This window comes from Vibrio sp. 10N.261.55.A7 (assembly GCF_002877365.1).
Classification (GTDB): domain Bacteria; phylum Pseudomonadota; class Gammaproteobacteria; order Enterobacterales; family Vibrionaceae; genus Vibrio.
The window spans coordinates 51,567-69,230 of the sequence record NZ_MCWZ01000299.1 but is presented as its reverse complement, the minus strand read 5'-3'; the positions used below and the strand labels follow the sequence as shown (position 1 = coordinate 69,230).

The 17,664-nt window shown below is 44.6% G+C and carries 17 protein-coding genes and 3 tRNA genes; 19 read left to right on the top strand and 1 reads right to left on the bottom strand.

Annotated elements, in window-relative coordinates; all coding sequences use genetic code 11:
• Positions 1-152 precede the first annotated feature (152 nt).
• The 11 genes from folB to rpoS all read left to right on the top strand — a co-directional run bounded on the left by folB (position 153) and on the right by rpoS (position 7,997).
• Positions 153-506: a bifunctional dihydroneopterin aldolase/7,8-dihydroneopterin epimerase gene (gene folB, locus BCU12_RS16960; RefSeq protein WP_102405432.1), complete on the top strand. Its 354-nt coding sequence runs from the start codon at positions 153-155 to the stop codon at positions 504-506.
• On the top strand, positions 503-991 hold the full coding sequence (gene folK, locus BCU12_RS16955) for a 2-amino-4-hydroxy-6-hydroxymethyldihydropteridine diphosphokinase (protein WP_102405431.1): 489 nt from the start codon (positions 503-505) through the stop codon (positions 989-991). The genes folB and folK overlap by 4 nt, the downstream gene beginning before the upstream one ends.
• A gap of 16 nt (positions 992-1,007) precedes the next feature.
• The gene (locus BCU12_RS16950; RefSeq protein ID WP_102405430.1) at positions 1,008-1,811 is read left to right on the top strand and encodes an undecaprenyl-diphosphate phosphatase; all 804 of its coding nucleotides are present in this window, start codon (positions 1,008-1,010) and stop codon (positions 1,809-1,811) included.
• A gap of 185 nt (positions 1,812-1,996) precedes the next feature.
• Positions 1,997-2,278 (top strand): cell division protein FtsB, encoded by a 282-nt coding sequence (ftsB, locus tag BCU12_RS16945; protein ID WP_102405429.1) that lies wholly within the window; start codon positions 1,997-1,999, stop codon positions 2,276-2,278.
• A 1-nt stretch (position 2,279) separates the two neighbouring features.
• Positions 2,280-3,002 (top strand): 2-C-methyl-D-erythritol 4-phosphate cytidylyltransferase, encoded by a 723-nt coding sequence (ispD, locus tag BCU12_RS16940; RefSeq protein ID WP_102405428.1) that lies wholly within the window; start codon positions 2,280-2,282, stop codon positions 3,000-3,002.
• A gap of 2 nt (positions 3,003-3,004) precedes the next feature.
• A complete protein-coding gene (ispF, locus tag BCU12_RS16935; protein ID WP_102405427.1) occupies positions 3,005-3,478 on the top strand; it encodes a 2-C-methyl-D-erythritol 2,4-cyclodiphosphate synthase in 474 nt (157 codons plus the stop codon).
• A 142-nt stretch (positions 3,479-3,620) separates the two neighbouring features.
• Entirely contained in the window at positions 3,621-4,661 is a 1,041-nt protein-coding gene (truD, locus tag BCU12_RS16930; RefSeq protein ID WP_102405426.1) for a tRNA pseudouridine(13) synthase TruD, read from the top strand.
• 10 nt (positions 4,662-4,671) lie between these two features.
• The gene (gene surE / locus BCU12_RS16925; protein WP_198599357.1) at positions 4,672-5,433 is read left to right on the top strand and encodes a 5'/3'-nucleotidase SurE; all 762 of its coding nucleotides are present in this window, start codon (positions 4,672-4,674) and stop codon (positions 5,431-5,433) included.
• Positions 5,430-6,056, top strand: a complete 627-nt coding sequence (locus tag BCU12_RS16920; protein ID WP_102405425.1) for a protein-L-isoaspartate(D-aspartate) O-methyltransferase — start codon at positions 5,430-5,432, stop codon at positions 6,054-6,056. The genes surE and BCU12_RS16920 overlap by 4 nt, the downstream gene beginning before the upstream one ends.
• A gap of 2 nt (positions 6,057-6,058) precedes the next feature.
• A complete protein-coding gene (locus BCU12_RS16915; RefSeq protein ID WP_102405424.1) occupies positions 6,059-6,934 on the top strand; it encodes a peptidoglycan DD-metalloendopeptidase family protein in 876 nt (291 codons plus the stop codon).
• Between the two features lie 70 nt (positions 6,935-7,004).
• Positions 7,005-7,997, top strand: a complete 993-nt coding sequence (gene rpoS, locus BCU12_RS16910) for an RNA polymerase sigma factor RpoS (protein WP_102405423.1) — start codon at positions 7,005-7,007, stop codon at positions 7,995-7,997.
• A gap of 106 nt (positions 7,998-8,103) precedes the next feature.
• Here the strand turns inward: rpoS and mutS are convergent, their stop codons facing one another.
• The gene (gene mutS, locus BCU12_RS16905; protein ID WP_102405422.1) at positions 8,104-10,665 is read right to left on the bottom strand and encodes a DNA mismatch repair protein MutS; all 2,562 of its coding nucleotides are present in this window, start codon (positions 10,663-10,665) and stop codon (positions 8,104-8,106) included.
• Between the two features lie 106 nt (positions 10,666-10,771).
• Here mutS and BCU12_RS16900 point away from each other — a divergent pair, with 106 nt between their 5' ends.
• The 8 genes from BCU12_RS16900 (at position 10,772) to BCU12_RS16865 (ending at position 17,613) form a co-directional block, all read left to right on the top strand.
• Entirely contained in the window at positions 10,772-11,266 is a 495-nt protein-coding gene (locus BCU12_RS16900; protein ID WP_102405476.1) for a CinA family protein, read from the top strand.
• Positions 11,267-11,444: 178 nt separating this feature from the next.
• Positions 11,445-12,485, top strand: a complete 1,041-nt coding sequence (gene recA / locus BCU12_RS16895; RefSeq protein ID WP_102405421.1) for a recombinase RecA — start codon at positions 11,445-11,447, stop codon at positions 12,483-12,485.
• 333 nt (positions 12,486-12,818) lie between these two features.
• Entirely contained in the window at positions 12,819-15,404 is a 2,586-nt protein-coding gene (alaS, locus tag BCU12_RS16890) for an alanine--tRNA ligase (protein ID WP_102405420.1), read from the top strand.
• A gap of 187 nt (positions 15,405-15,591) precedes the next feature.
• On the top strand, positions 15,592-16,779 hold the full coding sequence (locus BCU12_RS16885; RefSeq protein WP_102405419.1) for an aspartate kinase: 1,188 nt from the start codon (positions 15,592-15,594) through the stop codon (positions 16,777-16,779).
• Between the two features lie 91 nt (positions 16,780-16,870).
• A complete protein-coding gene (gene csrA, locus BCU12_RS16880; protein WP_009847619.1) occupies positions 16,871-17,068 on the top strand; it encodes a carbon storage regulator CsrA in 198 nt (65 codons plus the stop codon).
• A 185-nt stretch (positions 17,069-17,253) separates the two neighbouring features.
• Positions 17,254-17,346, top strand: a tRNA-Ser gene (locus tag BCU12_RS16875).
• Positions 17,347-17,414: 68 nt separating this feature from the next.
• Positions 17,415-17,491: transfer RNA gene (locus BCU12_RS16870), tRNA-Arg, on the top strand.
• Between the two features lie 29 nt (positions 17,492-17,520).
• Positions 17,521-17,613: transfer RNA gene (locus BCU12_RS16865), tRNA-Ser, on the top strand.
• Positions 17,614-17,664: the final 51 nt, after the last annotated feature.

Here is a 17,664-nt window from a genome sequence, read left to right as displayed (position 1 = left end):
ACAGATGCTCTAATAGCTAGTACTTGCTATCATATCGCGATTCATTTCATCACACTACTGGCACTTTGCTAAGTTGGTGAGATGGAACCGTTAGATAGTAATTTTTTTTGACCCGTTTGGGTATCCGACCTCTACAAAGGACAATCTCCATCATGGATAAAGTATTTATAGAACAGCTCGAAGTGATCACAACCATTGGTGTTTATGATTGGGAGCAAGAGATCAAACAGAAGCTGGTTCTAGATATTGAAATGGGTCATAACAATCAGCCTGCGGGTAAAAGTGATGATGTAGCCGATGCTCTGGATTACTTTGAAGTCAGTCAGGCGGTTCTAAAACACATCGAGCAAGGTCGATTCTTACTGGTTGAGCGTGTTGCTGAGGAAGTTGCTGAGATCATTATGACTCGATTTGGTGTGCCTTGGGTCAAGATCCGTTTAACCAAGCCTGGTGCTGTGGCGCAAGCAAAAGGGGTTGGTGTGATCATTGAAAGAGGCGCTCAATGATCACCGTTTACATTGGTGTAGGAACGAATGTAGAAAAACAGAAGCACGTTGAAGCGGCGGTGAAAGAGCTCTCTCATTTAGGAGAAAACCTAAAACTATCGACGATTTATGAGTGCGACCCCGTCGGTTTTAGTAGTGACTCGTTTTATAATCTTGTCATCGAGATGAAAACAAGTTCAACATTAACCGAGTTTTCACAATTGCTGCGTAGTATAGAAGTTCGCTGGGGGCGCTCAGAGTTCGCTGAGAAGTATCAAGATAGAACGTTAGATCTTGATGTCATCTTGTTTGGTACTGAAGTTCGCTCAAGTGACCCTCAATTACCAAGAAGTGATATTTTCAAGTATCCCTTTGTGATTCAACCGCTTTATGAGCTTTGTCCTGATTTAGTGATCCCTTCAGATGGAAGAACGGTCCAGCAAGTGTGGAGCCAGTCGACTGGATTAGGGTCTTTAACCCGTATCGAACCTTGGTTTGATTTATAGTATTAACGAGAATTTAATGAGTTATATAGAAGCATTCATCCTTGCCTTGATTCAGGGTTTAACGGAATTTTTACCTATTTCGAGCTCTGCTCACCTTATCTTACCTTCTGCAGTGTTAGGCTGGGAAGATCAAGGCTTGGCGTTTGATGTCGCTGTTCACGTGGGAACGTTAGCGGCTGTTATCATCTACTTTAGAAAAGAAGTCGTGACTCTTTTAAGCTCCTTCTTTGGCTCCATTTTTAAAGGCGAACGCAGCAAAGAATCAAAGCTTGCATGGATGATCCTATTGGCGACGATTCCTGCCTGTGTTTTTGGTCTTTTCATGAAAGATATTATCGAAATTTACCTGCGCAGCGCTTGGGTCATTGCAACAACGACCATCGTTTTCGGCCTGCTACTTTGGTACGTCGATAAGAATGCAGAATTGATGAATGATGAATATCAGGCGGATTGGAAAAAATCAGTATTCATCGGTTTGGCTCAAGCTATGGCCATGATCCCTGGTACATCTCGCTCTGGCGCTACGATAACCGCGGCACTGTATTTAGGTTTTACTCGTGAAGCGGCAGCGCGCTTTTCGTTTTTGATGTCGATTCCTATCATTTTGCTCGCTGGTGGTTACTTAGGATTGAAATTGGTGGCGAGTGGAGAACCGGTTCAACTGGGCGTGTTAGCAACGGGCGTTATCACGTCATTCATTAGCGCGTATATCTGTATTTACTTGTTCTTAAAACTTATTTCTAGAATGGGTATGACTCCCTTTGTTATTTATCGCTTAATTCTTGGTGGTGGGCTCTTTGCTTTCTTGCTGCTTAACTAAGAGTCCTTTTTAGTGATTATGGATATAAAGGGCTAACGATAAAGTTAGCCCTTCTTTTTATCAAAATGACGCTGCAGTCATGCGCCATTTCTTACTCTTTCCTTACTTCCTCTATCTCGCTTGAAAAGCCGCATTGTGATATATATGAGTTCTTTAGCCTTTCTCTTTATTATTACGTTACGATTATGCGAATCTTTGTTTTGACATTAACGCTTCTGTTTGGCTGGCTGCAGTACACATTGTGGTTCGGGAAAAACGGCATAATTGAATTCAATTTGGTCAATAGTGATATTCAAGCTCAGCATCAAGTCAACGACAATCTTCGAGCTCGAAATGCAGAAATGTTTGCTGAGATTGATGACTTACGCCAAGGGCTAGACGCAATTGAAGAACGAGCAAGACACGAGCTTGGAATGGTAAAAGATGGCGAAACGTTCTACCGATTGGTTGGAGAGGAATCACAGTAGAATGCCAATAAAAAATTCGAAAGAATCTCAACAAGAGATCATCGCGATCGTGCCTGCCGCTGGTGTGGGTAGCAGAATGAAAGCCGATCGTCCTAAGCAGTATCTATCAATAAATGATAAGACAATTCTAGAGCACACCGTTGCTTTACTATTATCTCACCCCAAAATAGACCAAGTTGTTATCGCTGTTAGCGAAGGTGATCCATATTTCCCAACGCTGTCTATCGCTAAACAAGCGAATGTCATTCGTGTCTCCGGGGGAAAAGAGCGTGCTGATTCGGTGTTGTCCGCTCTTCAATACGTAGAAGAGAATACGTTGTCATCATGGGCATTGGTTCACGATGCAGCAAGGCCATGCGTTCAGCTTAGCGATATCGATAAGCTAATTGATACCGCATTGGTGCAGGATGTTGGGGCAATATTAGCGTGCCCTGTACGCGATACTATGAAGCGTTCAGATGAACAACAAAACATCTCCGTGACGGTTGATCGTACGGCATTATGGCATGCTCTCACGCCTCAAATGTTTCCAACTCAATCGCTAAATCATGCATTGAATCAAGCGTTAGAAGAAAATGCGGTCATTACCGATGAAGCGTCAGCGATGGAGCGATTGGGCTTATCGCCTGCGCTGGTCAATGGTCGCTCAGATAATATAAAAATAACTCAGCCGGAAGATCTTGCACTTGCTGAGTTCTACCTAAATCGAAATAAGGAAAGTTAGTCATGCGCATTGGTCATGGTTTTGATGTTCATAAATTTGGCGGTCAAGGGCCTGTTATCATAGGTGGCGTGGCGATCCCTTATGAACAAGGATTGGTCGCGCACTCAGATGGCGATGTCGCACTTCATGCTCTCACCGATGCATTATTGGGCGCCATTGCTGCCGGAGATATCGGTCGTCATTTCCCTGATACCGATGATAAATGGAAAGGGGCAGACAGCCGTGAACTGCTAAAAGATGTGTATCGCCGAGTGAAAGAGCAGGGCTACGTATTAGGAAATGCCGACGTCACGATCATGGCTCAAGCTCCTAAAATGGCCCCGTATATCGATGCTATGTGCGCGGCGATTGCTGAGGATCTTGAAACCGATCTTAGTAATGTCAATGTAAAAGCAACGACGACTGAACGTCTTGGTTTTACCGGGCGTAAAGAAGGCATTGCCAGTGAAGCGGTCGTTTTATTGTTCAAAAAATAATGTTCTTTACAAGAAGGATAACGTATCAAAAATCAGAGCGTTAACTAGACTGTTAAAAAGACTAAAAACGACATTGTCGAGATAAGTGAAATTTTAACCTTTTCTATTCAATTTTAGAGTCACCTTGTGACGGTATACCATTATGTCAGATGTTTTATCTCAGTTTCATTACCTTTACGGAAAACCCACCGCAAAAGCAAAACTCAAGGCCAAGGCTGAACACTTCAAAGTGAGTGAAGATTTAGGCTATGAATTTGCTGGGGCAGGTGAGCACCTCATGATTCGAATTCGTAAAACCGGTGAAAACACTTCCTTTGTTGCCAATGAACTGGCTAAAGCGTGCAAGGTGAAAACTAAGGATGTGAGTTGGGCGGGGTTGAAAGACAGGCACGCTGTCACAGAGCAATGGCTAAGCGTCCATTTGCCAAAAGGTGAAACTCCAGACTTTGGGCCGTTTTTGGCGCAATATCCGAGCATTGAAATTCTTGACATCACTCGTCATAACAAAAAACTTCGCCCAGGCGATCTTGCCGGAAATGATTTCGAGATAACTCTGTCAGAGGTTACTGATGTTCAAGACGTTGTTGCACGCATTGAAAAGCTCGCCATTAACGGCGTACCGAACTATTTTGGTAGTCAGCGATTTGGTAACCAAGGAAACAACCTTGATGAAGCTCGTCGATGGGGACGAGAGAACGTGAGAACTCGCAATCAGAATAAGCGCAGCTTGTATCTTTCTTCTGCTCGCTCTTGGATCTTCAATCGGATCGTGTCTGCCCGATTAGAGCAGGGAGTATTTGACAGCCTGTTAGTTGGAGACGTTGTTGAAGGAAGAGAGACAACGATTGTTGATGAAGAAAACCTTAACTCATTGAGAGAAGCATTAGCCCATCAAGAGGTTAGCATCACAGCCGCAATGGCGGGTGATAATGCGTTACCGACTCAGGCTGACGCACTCTTATTAGAGCAACCCCATCTTGATGATGAGCCTGACTTAATGGCACTTATTCGTGGAAACAGAATGCGTCATGATCGCCGCGCGGTTCTATTAAAACCGAAAGATCTTTCATGGTCACAAAGTGATGATCAAGTGACATTAACGTTTTCTTTAGACGCGGGAAGCTTTGCGACTTCAATTGTTAGAGAGCTGATAGAAGAAGAAATCGTTGAGCGCGTATATTAAGGCATCGAACATGACCCCAAAGCTAAAAATACTATTGAGTAATGATGACGGCGTGCATGCCCAAGGTATTCATGCCTTGGCTAATGCCTTAAAAGAGATCGCTGAGATCATTATTGTTGCCCCAGACAGAAACCGCTCGGGCGCGTCTAATTCGTTAACGCTAGAGCAGCCGCTAAGGGTCAATGAAATTGCTCCTTCGGTTTACTCTGTTCAGGGAACGCCCACTGACTGTGTACACTTTGCACTTAATGAATTGATGAAGGATGATTTTCCCGACCTTGTTCTCTCCGGCATCAATCACGGCGCAAACCTTGGCGATGATGTTCTTTATTCTGGGACTGTTGCTGCGGCAATGGAGGGGCACTTTCTTGGGGTGCAGTCGATCGCTTTTTCATTGGTTGGAAAAGTGAATTTTGACGTTGCGGCTCAAGTGGCAAGACAAGTCGTTGAGCAGCATATGGCGAAACCAATCCCGACGAATCGATTGCTTAACGTGAATATTCCAGACAAAGATGATTTGGATGAGTTAACGGTAAAAGTTACGCGTTTAGGTGCCCGTCATCACGCTGAGAATATGATCAAGCAGAAAGATCCTCGTGGACATGATATTTTTTGGTTAGGTCCTCCAGGAAAAGAGCAAGATGCTGGTGAAGGCACTGATTTTTATGCGATTGATAAAGGGTATGTGTCTGTCACACCACTACAAGTGGATCTGACGGCTCATGAATCTTTACGAGCAATGGAAAACTGGTTTAAGGAAGAAAAACTATGATCAACCCACATGCAGACAAGCTGATAGAGTTTCTTGTCGCGAGTGGTATTCAAGACCCACAAGTTTTACAAGCTATTCGAAACCTGCCTCGCGAAAGCTTTGTGTCCCAAGCGATGGTGCACCAAGCCTACGACAATAATGCTTTGCCAATAGGGCAGGGGCAAACGATCTCTCAGCCTTACATCGTGGCAAAGATGACAGAGCTGCTGAACTTGGATCGTCAGTCGAATGTATTGGAAGTCGGTACAGGTTCTGGTTACCAAACCGCAGTATTAGCCCAGTTAGTCGATCATGTAAACTCCATAGAAAGAATCAAGGCATTGCAATGGGATGCTAAGAGGCGTTTGAAGCAACTGGACATATATAATGTCTCAACCAAACATGGAGACGGTTGGAAGGGGTGGTTAAACAAAGCCCCGTTTGACGCCATAATAGTGACCGCAGCGGCAGAGAGTATTCCACAGGCGTTGCTGGATCAATTAGCGGAAGGTGGAAGAATGATAATACCGGTGGGTGACGAAGAACAAACACTCATTAAGATCACTCGTGTAAATGGAGAGTTCCAATCTGAGACTATTGAAATGGTTCGTTTTGTTCCGTTAGTTGCAGGTGATCTTGCTTAGCCATGTTCAAGCTACCTAGAACCCTAGTTGCAATAGTTGTTGTCAGTATCCTCGTGGGGTGTACTGCAAGTTCCCCTGCTCCGGTTTCTGGGCTTAACAAAAATTACAATGATGTTTCTCGTGGTAGCTACCGAGGCAGTTTCTATGAAGTCAAAAAAGGCGATACTCTGTACTTTATCTCCTATATAACGGACAAGGATGTAAAAGAAATAATTCGGTATAACAGCCTCACTCCCCCGTATACGATTCATCCAGGACAGAAACTAAACTTATGGCGTAGAAACTATGTTGCGCCCGCATTCGGTGGTACGGGGGCTGGCGCAGTTGCGGCTACAACTCCCAGTAAAACAAGTAAAAACTCTAATTCAACCAACTCTCCCAGTAAAACTAAAGTCGTACAAAAAGATCCCCCTAAGAAGGTTGATCAATCAAAATCAAAGGAGTATGTTAAATCAACAAGTAAACAAAATGTTAACAAGCCAGCTGCCACAGCAAAGCCTAAAAATAACAACGTAAACAGCTGGATTTGGCCAACAAAAGGGAGGGTAATTAAGAAGTTTTCTGCTGGAGAACAAGGAAATAAAGGCATTGATATTGCAGGACAGCGAGGTCAATCCATCGTTTCTACAGCAGGAGGAACCGTTGTTTATTCGGGCAATGCGTTAAGAGGTTACGGCAATCTAGTGATTGTAAAACATAACGATAATTACCTCAGTGCATACGCTCATAATGATCGGTTGCTTGTACAAGAAGGACAGAATGTAAAAGCAGGTCAAAAAATAGCAACAATGGGCAGTTCAGGGACCAGCAGCGTAAGATTACATTTTGAAATTCGCTATCAAGGTAAGTCAGTGAATCCAAACCGCTACTTGCCGTAATTTTACTTAAGGGTAATTTAGCGACATTAAGAAGTAGTAATGTCTTGCTAGCTCGCCAGGGGGAGGCAGTATGGGTATCAGCAATGCAGCAACGAAAATTGAAGAGTTTGATTTAGGCACTAACGCGAAGGAAGCCGTTAAACCTAAGAAACAACCAGCCAAAAAAACAACCGCTAAAGCAAAATCAGTCGCCACTGAAGACACTGACGTTTCAAGCAAAAGCTTAGACGCCACTCAACTGTATTTAGGCGAAATTGGTTTCTCACCACTATTAACTGCAGAAGAAGAAGTTCTCTTTGCTCGTCGAGCGCTTAGAGGTGATGAAGCCGCACGTAAACGAATGATTGAAAGTAATTTGCGCCTTGTCGTGAAGATCTCTCGTCGCTACAGCAATCGCGGATTAGCTCTATTGGATTTGATTGAAGAGGGCAACCTTGGTTTGATTCGAGCCGTAGAGAAGTTTGATCCAGAAAGAGGGTTCCGTTTCTCGACCTATGCAACGTGGTGGATTCGTCAAACCATTGAACGTGCATTGATGAACCAGACTCGTACCATTCGCTTACCTATTCATGTCGTAAAAGAGTTAAACATTTACCTACGCACTGCGAGAGAACTTTCTCAGAAGCTTGATCACGAGCCTACTGCAGAAGAGATCGCATCCACTTTGGATAAACCTGTTGAAGACGTAAGTAAAATGCTCCGCTTAAATGAGCGCGTTAGCTCGGTTGATACACCGATCGGTGGTGACGGCGAAAAAGCACTTCTCGATATCATCCCTGATATTAACAACTCAGATCCTGAAGTATCAACGCAAGATAACGATATTAAGGCCTCATTGGTTCATTGGCTTGATGAGCTAAACCCTAAACAAAAAGAGGTGCTTGCACGTCGATTCGGGTTACTTGGCTATGAGCCTTCTACCCTTGAAGAAGTTGGACGAGAAATTAATCTAACGCGTGAAAGAGTTCGTCAGATTCAAGTTGAGGGATTACGTAGACTTCGTGAGGTTCTTATTAAACAAGGTCTCAACATGGAAAACTTGTTCTGTGTAGAAGACGAGTAACTCACTATCTAATTTAGGTATCAATGAAAAAGCCCTGCTATTTGTGAAAATAGCAGGGCTTTTTGTATTGGTTTGCATCAGCGCATAGCAAGTCTTAGGAAAATGGCTAAATCATTTTCTTCAATCGATATAGCGCCTCTAATGCTTGTCTCGGTGTTAGATCATCAGGATCAATTCCTGCCAAGGCCGATTCAACTTCACTTGGCTCTGGAATCAAACTGAGTTGATTTGCAATATCTACCGCAGAAGACTTAGCTTGCTCAGTCGTGTTCCCTAGTTGTTCTAGCTGAGTCAGTTTATTGCGCGCATTTTTAATGACACTTTTCGGTACACCCGCTAGGCCTGCAACTGCTAAACCATAAGATTTGCTCGCTGCACCTTCTTGGACGGCATGCATGAAAGCGATACTGTCACCGTGCTCCACTGCATCAAGATGTACGTTGGCCAAGTTAGGCTGCAGATTTGGAAGTTCAGTAAGCTCAAAATAATGAGTGGCAAAGAGCGTCATTGAACCAATATTACTCGCTAACCACTCAGCACTTGCCCATGCTAAAGATAGCCCATCATACGTGCTCGTTCCTCGACCGATTTCATCCATAAGCACTAAGCTTTTAGCCGTCGCGTTGTGTAAAATATTTGCTGTTTCCGTCATCTCTACCATGAAGGTCGAGCGACCCGAAGCTAGGTCGTCTGATGCGCCAATTCGAGTGAATATACGGTCAATAGTACCTATTTGTGCCGATTCTGCCGGAACATAGCTGCCAATGTGAGCCATCAATGCTATCAGTGCTGCCTGACGCATATAGGTCGATTTACCGCCCATGTTAGGACCGGTGATAATGAGCATTTTACGTTGTTCATTTAGCTCAATAGGGTTCGCGATAAACGGCGCATCCATGACGGTTTCCACCACTGGGTGGCGACCTGCTTGTATATGAATACCAACATCGCTGCTCAATGTCGGTCGGCAATAATCTAAACTTTCAGCACGCTCGGCGAGATTTTGTAGAACATCGATTTGAGAGATGGCCGAAGCGATATTCTGCAGCCTTTCTAAATGCGGTAAAAGAAGGTCAAAGAGTTCATCCCAAAGTTTCTTTTCAATGGCTAGGGCCTTGGATTTTGAGTTGAGCACTTTATCTTCGTGCTCTTTAAGCTCTGGAATGATATAGCGTTCTGCATTTTTGAGTGTCTGGCGTCTGACGTAGTGAGCGGGAACAAGGTGACTTTGACCTCGACTGACCTGAATGAAGAAGCCATGTACAGCGTTATAACCCACTTTTAGCGTATCGATCCCGTGTCGCTCGCGCTCTTCTTCCTCAAGCTTATTCAAAAATTCAGTGGCACCGTCAGCGAGATCTCGCCATTCGTCTAATTCCGCACTGTAACCTGTGGCAATAACGCCACCATCACGAATGACAACGGGCGGATTCTCTTTGATAGCGCGCTCAAGCAACTGTTGCACTTCTTCGAATGGCGATGAGAATTGACGGAGTTTTGTCAGATAAGGCTGCTTTAATTCGGCTAACGTCGTTTCTAACTCGGGCAGTTGCGCTAACGCTTGGCGTAGACGGGCCAAATCCCTTGGGCGCGCGGACCGAAGTGCTAAGCGCGCGAGGATTCGTTCAATATCACCGATTTGTTTTAGAGTCGGCTGTAAGTCGCTGTATAAAGAGAGCTCTTTGATTTCACCAATGGCATCAAGACGTTGATTCAAAGTATCAATACAACGCATGGGTTGATGAAGCCAGCGTTTGAGCATCCGGCTACCCATCGCTGTTGAGCTATGATCAAGGACTTCAGCCAAGGTGTTGTCTAGACCACCAGAGAGGTTTTGAGTGATCTCTAGGTTACGTCTGGTTGCCGCATCTAAGATCACGGAATGATCTTGTCGATCATAAGTCAAAGAACGGATATGGGGCAGGGTAGTACGTTGGGTGTCTTTCACGTATTGAATCAAACAACCTGCAGCGCATAATCCTAAGTCAGCCTGCTCAACCCCAAACCCCACAAGATCACGAGTACCAAACTGTTGGTTCAATTGCTGCTTTGCAGTATCGAGTTCAAACTCCCACACTGGACGACGACGATTGCCATTTCGGTTTGTCATCAGATGAACCGGCTCAAAGTCCTCAGGGAACAGCAACTCTCTCGGTGAGGTTCTCTGAAGTTCGGCCGCCATTGCTTCTTCTGTTTCTGGTTCAATTAACTGAAAACGACCAGACGTCATATCTAGCGTTGCGTAACCAAATTTATCACCGTGGTGATAGATAGCGGCGATCAGGTTATCGACACGTTCAGAAAGCAGTGCTTCGTCGGTCACTGTGCCAGGCGTGACAATACGGACGACTTTTCGCTCGACAGGGCCTTTAGATGTGGCAGGATCGCCAACCTGTTCACAGATGGCGACAGACTCTCCTAATTGAACCAGTTTAGCCAAATAGCCTTCGACTGCGTGATAAGGCACGCCAGCCATTGGGATTGGCTCTCCTGCGGAAGCCCCGCGTTTTGTTAACGAGATATCGAGTAACTGCGAAGCGCGTTTGGCATCATCGTAAAACAGTTCATAGAAGTCCCCCATACGATAGAACAAGAGAATATCTGGATTCTCAGCTTTCAATCCGAGATATTGTTTCATCATTGGGGTGTGTTTTTGATCGGCTTTCACAGTTCATTTCTTTTGTTTTTTACTATTGCGGCTTAGGATACGTGAATACGATCAACGCGAAAAGATCCAAATTCACGCGATGAAGTTACAGAGAGGTTTTTCAGACATGGACGCACTTACGTTACTCAGTCAAAAAGTTGGTCAGCAGCTATTCGAAAACAATCAGATCTTGGCGACGGCTGAGTCTTGCACTGGCGGCGGCGTTGCAACCGCCGTAACCGATATTGCGGGCAGTTCAGCCTGGTTTGACCGTGCTTTTGTCACTTACAGCAATGAAGCTAAGATGGAAATGCTTGGTGTTTCTCAACAGACACTGATTTTGCATGGTGCAGTGAGTCAGTCGACGGTAGTCGAAATGGTCAACGGCGCACTCGCTCACTCTAGAGCAACGATAGCGGTATCGATCAGTGGCATTGCAGGCCCTGGTGGTGTAACGGAAGGGAAGCCAGTTGGCACAGTTTGCTTCGCTTGGGCTAATTTAAAGGATTGGCATAAGGTAGAGACTATCTGTTTTAAAGGTGACCGAGCAGAAGTCCGCTCACAAGCAATAAAGCATGCACTTCAAGTTGTTAGTGAACATTTGAGTAATTGCATCCAATAATCGTGCTAAAGAATTGACAACATTTCGTGTGGCACAAACAATACTACGCTATTATTTTTTTCATACAGGTATGGACACTGTATGAATCAACAGTATAATAAAAACCAATTAGAAACCCTTTTGGGTAATCAGTATAGTCAAGTTCGTATCCAACGTTACGAACCGTATGGAGATAGAGATGGACGCAAATAAAGAAAAAGCACTAGCCGCAGCCCTTGGCCAAATTGAGAAGCAGTTTGGTAAAGGTTCTATTATGCGTCTTGGTGATAACCGTACTATGGATGTTGAAACCATCTCAACGGGTTCACTCTCTTTAGACATTGCACTGGGTGCTGGTGGTCTACCAATGGGGCGTATCGTTGAGGTTTATGGCCCTGAATCTTCAGGTAAAACAACGCTTACTCTAGAGCTGATTGCAGCGGCACAACGTGTAGGAAAAACGTGTGCTTTCGTTGATGCAGAGCACGCACTTGACCCTATCTACGCTCAAAAGCTGGGTGTTGATATTGATGCACTTCTTGTTTCTCAACCAGATACGGGTGAGCAAGCGCTTGAAATCTGTGATGCACTGGCTCGTTCAGGTGCAATCGACGTTCTTGTTATTGACTCAGTAGCAGCACTAACACCAAAAGCAGAAATTGAAGGCGAAATGGGCGATAGCCACATGGGTCTTCAGGCTCGTATGCTTTCTCAAGCAATGCGTAAGCTGACTGGTAACCTTAAGCAGTCTAACTGTATGGCTATCTTCATCAACCAAATCCGTATGAAGATTGGTGTGATGTTTGGTAACCCAGAAACAACAACAGGTGGTAACGCACTTAAGTTCTATGCTTCTGTTCGTTTAGATATCCGCCGTACGGGTGCAATCAAAGATGGTGATGAGGTTGTTGGTAACGAAACGCGTATCAAGGTTGTTAAGAACAAGATTGCTGCACCATTCAAACAAGCTGAAACTCAAATTCTTTACGGTAAAGGCTTCAACCGTGAAGGTGAGCTTATCGACTTAGGTGTTAAGAACAAGTTGGTAGAAAAGGCTGGCGCTTGGTACAGCTACAAAGGCGACAAGATCGGTCAAGGTAAAGCTAACGCTGGTAAATACCTACGTGAAAATCCAGAAGTTGCTCTAGAGATTGATACTAAACTTCGTGAATTGCTACTGACTCCTGCTGTTCTTGAAGAGAAAGATGCAGAGAAAGAAGAAGAAAACGAAGAGTTATAAGCTAACGTTTTATAGAGTGGATGTTTAAAAGAAGCATCCGCTTTTAAAGAACTTAAAGCCTCGCATTTTTTATGCGGGGCTTTTTTATTGGAGTAGCCCCGTCGTGCATACCTTTAACAAACTCTCTTTCGTAGTCCGAGTTTTCTTAGCCGATAGGTCACCAATTTAGTTCTGCTTTTCCACGGCTCGATATAGTGGAATATTCTTAATTTTATCGAATTCCCTCTAAAATCCTGCCCAAGGGTGTCTTTTCTACAAGAAAACTAGTCGAAGCCTTAACCATGATCTACAATACGGCAAAATTCTAACTCGACTATTTTCAGGAAGAGCTGCATGTACATGAGCACTGATGAGGTTCGCAACGCGTTCCTTAAGTTCTTTGAGAGCAAAGAACACCAAATCGTAGACAGTTCATCGTTAGTTCCACATAACGATCCAACCCTGCTATTCACTAACGCAGGTATGAACCAATTCAAAGATTGCTTCCTAGGCGCCGAAAAGCGTGCCTACACACGAGCAACTACGGCTCAGCGTTGTGTACGTGCGGGTGGTAAACACAATGACCTTGAAAACGTAGGTTTCACGGCTCGTCACCACACGTTCTTCGAAATGCTAGGCAACTTCAGCTTTGGTGATTATTTCAAAGAAGAAGCGATTGCGTTTGCTTGGGAATTCCTGACAGAAACTCTTCAACTGCCAAAAGATCGTCTACTGGTAACGGTATACGAGACAGATGATGAAGCATTCGATATCTGGAACAAGAAAGTAGGTGTACCTGCTGACCGTATCGTTCGCATCGGCGACAAAGACGGCGGCAAACAGTTCGAGTCAGATAACTTCTGGACGATGGGCGACACAGGTCCTTGTGGCCCATGTACTGAAATCTTCTACGATCACGGTGAGCACATCTGGGGCGGCCGCCCTGGTACACCTGAAGAAGATGGTGACCGTTTCATTGAGATCTGGAACAACGTATTCATGCAGTTCAACCGTCACGCTGACGGCACTATGGAACCGCTACCTAAACCAGCTGTAGATACTGGTATGGGTATTGAGCGTATTTCTGCAATCATGCAGGGCGTTCACTCTAACTACGAAATTGATGTATTCCAAAAGCTAATCAAAGCGACAGCTGAAGTGGTGGGTCATGACGATCTATCGAACCAATCGCTGCGCGTTATTGCTGACCACATCCGTTCTTGTTCATTCCTAATCGCTGACGGCGTTATGCCTTCAAACGAAGGTCGTGGTTACGTTCTACGTCGTATTATTCGTCGTGCAGTTCGTCACGGTAACAAGCTTGGCGCACAAGGCGTGTTCTTCCACAAACTTGTGGGTGTACTGGCTGAAGTGATGGGCTCTGCGGCAGATGAACTTAAGAAACAGCAAGAGCTTGTTGAAAAAGTACTTCGCATTGAAGAAGAAAACTTTGGTCGCACTCTAGAGCGCGGCATGGTTATTCTTAATGACGCATTAGACGCGCTTGAAGGCAAAGAGCTTGACGGCGAAACAGTTTTCAAACTTTACGACACATACGGATTCCCAGCTGACCTTACTAACGATGTAGCTCGTGAACGCGACTTTACTATAGATGAAGAAGGCTTTGAGAAGGCGATGGAAGCACAGCGTAAACGTGCACGTGAAGCTGGCCAATTCGGCACGGATTACAACGCGACGATCAAAGTAGACACCAACACTGAGTTCTGTGGTTACACAGGTACTGAAGGTTCAGGTGAAATCTCTGCGCTATTCGTTGACGGCGAAGAAGTCTCTTCACTATCAGCGGGCGACAAAGCCATCATCATCCTTGAAGAAACGCCATTCTACGCTGAGTCAGGCGGTCAATGTGGCGATGCTGGTACGCTAAAAACGGCATCAGGTCTATTCAAAGTACAAGACACTCAGAAGCTAGGTAACGCATTTTCGCACCACGGTGAACTAGTTGAAGGTGTATTCGCTAAGGGCGATAAAGTACAAGCAACGGTTGACGCTGAGCGTCGTGCTGCTATCTCATTAAACCACTCTGCAACGCACTTACTTCACTCTGCACTGCGCGAAGTTCTAGGTGAGCACGTTGCTCAGAAAGGTTCTTTAGTTAAGCCAGACAACCTACGTTTTGACTTCTCTAACCTTGAAGCGGTAACACCGGAACAGCTTAAAGAAGTAGAGCGCTTGGTTAACGCACAAGTTCGTAAGAACCACGTGATTGAAACCAACATCATGGACATCGAGTCAGCGAAAGAAAAGGGTGCAATGGCACTGTTTGGCGAGAAGTACGATGATGAAGTACGCGTTCTGTCTATGGGCGACTTCTCTACTGAGCTTTGTGGTGGCATTCACGCGAGCAATACAGGTGATATCGGCCTATTTAAGATCACTTCTGAAGGTGGCATTGCTGCGGGTATTCGTCGTATCGAAGCAGTAACCGGGGAAGGTGCGCTAGATGCAGTAGAAGCTCAGAATAGCGCTTACGAAGAGAAGCTGGCTGAGTCAGCGAAGAAAGCGAAATCGCTAGAGAAAGAAATCCAACTGCTTAAAGAGAAGATGGCTGCTGCTGAAAGCGCAAACATAATGGGTAAAGTAGAAGACATCTCTGGGACTAAAGTACTGGTTGCTGCAATTGAAGGCGCAGACAACAAGAACCTACGTACTATGGTTGATAACGCTAAAAACCAAGTGGGTAGCGGTATCATCCTGATCGCGAACGTAGCAGACGGTAAAGTTGGCTTGATTGCTGGTGTAACCAAAGACCTAATCGGCAAAGTAAAAGCGGGTGACCTCGTTAAGATGGTTGCTGAGCAAGTTGGCGGTAAAGGCGGCGGTCGTCCAGATATGGCTCAAGCTGGCGGTACCGATGTTGAAGCGTTACCTGAAGCTCTTATGTCAGTTCGTGGCTGGTTAGAAGAGCGTCTAAAATAAAGCATCGTTGAAGAAACCCTATGCTCAATCGATAGTTTTTGATTGAGCATAACAATACGAATAGAACCAAGTGGTTTAATTGGCTGATATACATCACCAAGCGAACAACTTGGTTTTTGTGTTTTGACTCTTATGAAACTCCATTTTGTAAGTGCTATGAGATTTAGTCTTGGGAAGGTGAAAACTGGTGAAAAAGCCCGTTATCGTACAAAAGTTTGGTGGAACCTCTGTAGGAACAATTGAATCAATTCATACCGTCGCCAAGCATGTGATTAATGCAAAAAATGAAGGCAACCAAGTTGTGGTTGTTGTATCGGCTATGTCTGGCGAGACGAATCGCTTGATGTCTCTAGCCAAGCAAGTCGACAGTGTACCCAATGCTCGGGAGTTAGATGTCTTGCTCTCTTCAGGCGAGCAGGTCTCTATGGCTCTTCTTGCCATGACTCTGAATAAATTGGGTTATCAAGCCCGTTCTTTAACGGCCACACAGGCTCGGATTGAGACAGATAGCCAGCATAATGAAGCGACTATCCAGTGTATCAAAACAGATGTGATTAGCGCTCTGTTAGATTTGGGTACAATTGTCATCGTTGCAGGTTTTCAGGGAATCAATGATAACGGTGATATCACCACTCTTGGGCGCGGTGGTTCGGATACTAGTGCCGTCACATTAGCAGGAGCACTGCGAGCAAAAGAGTGCCAAATCTTTACCGATGTTGATGGTATTTACACCTGTGACCCTAGAGTCGTTCCCAAAGCGAAAAAGTTGGACATCATTGACTTTCCTTCAATGGAACAAATGGCTCGCAAAGGCGCCAAGGTTTTACATTTACCTTCTGTCCAATATGCTTGGAAACACGAAGTACCACTGCGGGTTCTTTCTACTTTTGACAGTAACAAAGGCAGTCTCATTCTAGGAGAAGAGCCTACTCAAGACGTCACCGGTTTAGCTATTAGCCGAAATATGTTGCGAATAAAGATCGACTCTGCCGATCTAGTGAGTGCTACAACTCAGTGTCAAATGTTAGGAATCAATGTATGGAATGTGATCAGCCATGCAGATTGTGCCTACATAGTGATTGAATACGACTCAATTTCAAAATTGGATCTGGTGTTCAGAGATAAAATCCGTAATAGTTCTAATGTAAGCCTGTTAACGGTCGTTGGTTTGCGAGCAAAAGGATTGATTAAGTCATCTACACAGTTGTTAGCGAAAAGTGAAATTAACGTTATTGACTGTTTCATTGATAATGACTCATTGACTGTCGTTTTATTTCAAGATTGCGTAGATAATGCAGCTCATATCCTACATGATGCTTATCTTGCCCAAGGCCAAGTATTCGATGACCATCAAAAACACATGTTTTTAGGCTAATATTGGTTAACATTAATGTTTACGAAAATATAACTTTTGTTAGATAATACTTTCGTAACAAATTTATTTGAGACTACTCAAGGAGCTAGTAATGCTAATTTTGACTCGCCGCGTTGGTGAAACTCTTATGATCGGTGATGAAGTCACGGTCACTGTTCTTGGTGTAAAAGGTAATCAAGTACGTATCGGTGTAAATGCTCCAAAAGAGGTTTCTGTCCACCGTGAAGAAATCTACATGCGAATTCAAGCAGAAAAAGGTAATGGTAACGTTGCACCAGGCAACTACTAAAACTGAATGAATGGCTAGCGATTGTGCTGGCCTTTTTTGTGCGTTAAAAATAGATATTACGAGTAAAAAGAGTGATTTCACATCGCTTTGATTAAATAGCCAACGGTTGACGTTTTTTTTAATCTTTTTGCCAAGAAAGTGTTTGACATATTTTTGGTAAATCGTAATATGTGCCTCCGCAAGACGGAGAGGTGGCCGAGAGGCCGAAGGCGCTCCCCTGCTAAGGGAGTATGTGGTTTATAGCCGCATCGAGGGTTCGAATCCCTCCCTCTCCGCCATTCTTGCTTATTTGTTTTAGCATGCAAATAGATGACTTGTTGTAGCAGACAAGCAGAGAACAAAATGTGCGTCCTTAGCTCAGCTGGATAGAGTACCTGGCTACGAACCAGGCGGTCGGAGGTTCGAATCCTCCAGGACGCGCCATTCTTTTAAAGAATGAAAATTTACAATGCGGAGAGGTGGCCGAGTGGCCGAAGGCGCTCCCCTGCTAAGGGAGTATGTGGTTTATAGCCGCATCGAGGGTTCGAATCCCTCCCTCTCCGCCATTTATTGACCTTGAGTCAATTTTTTTGTTCCAAAAGAAATGTATTGTGATG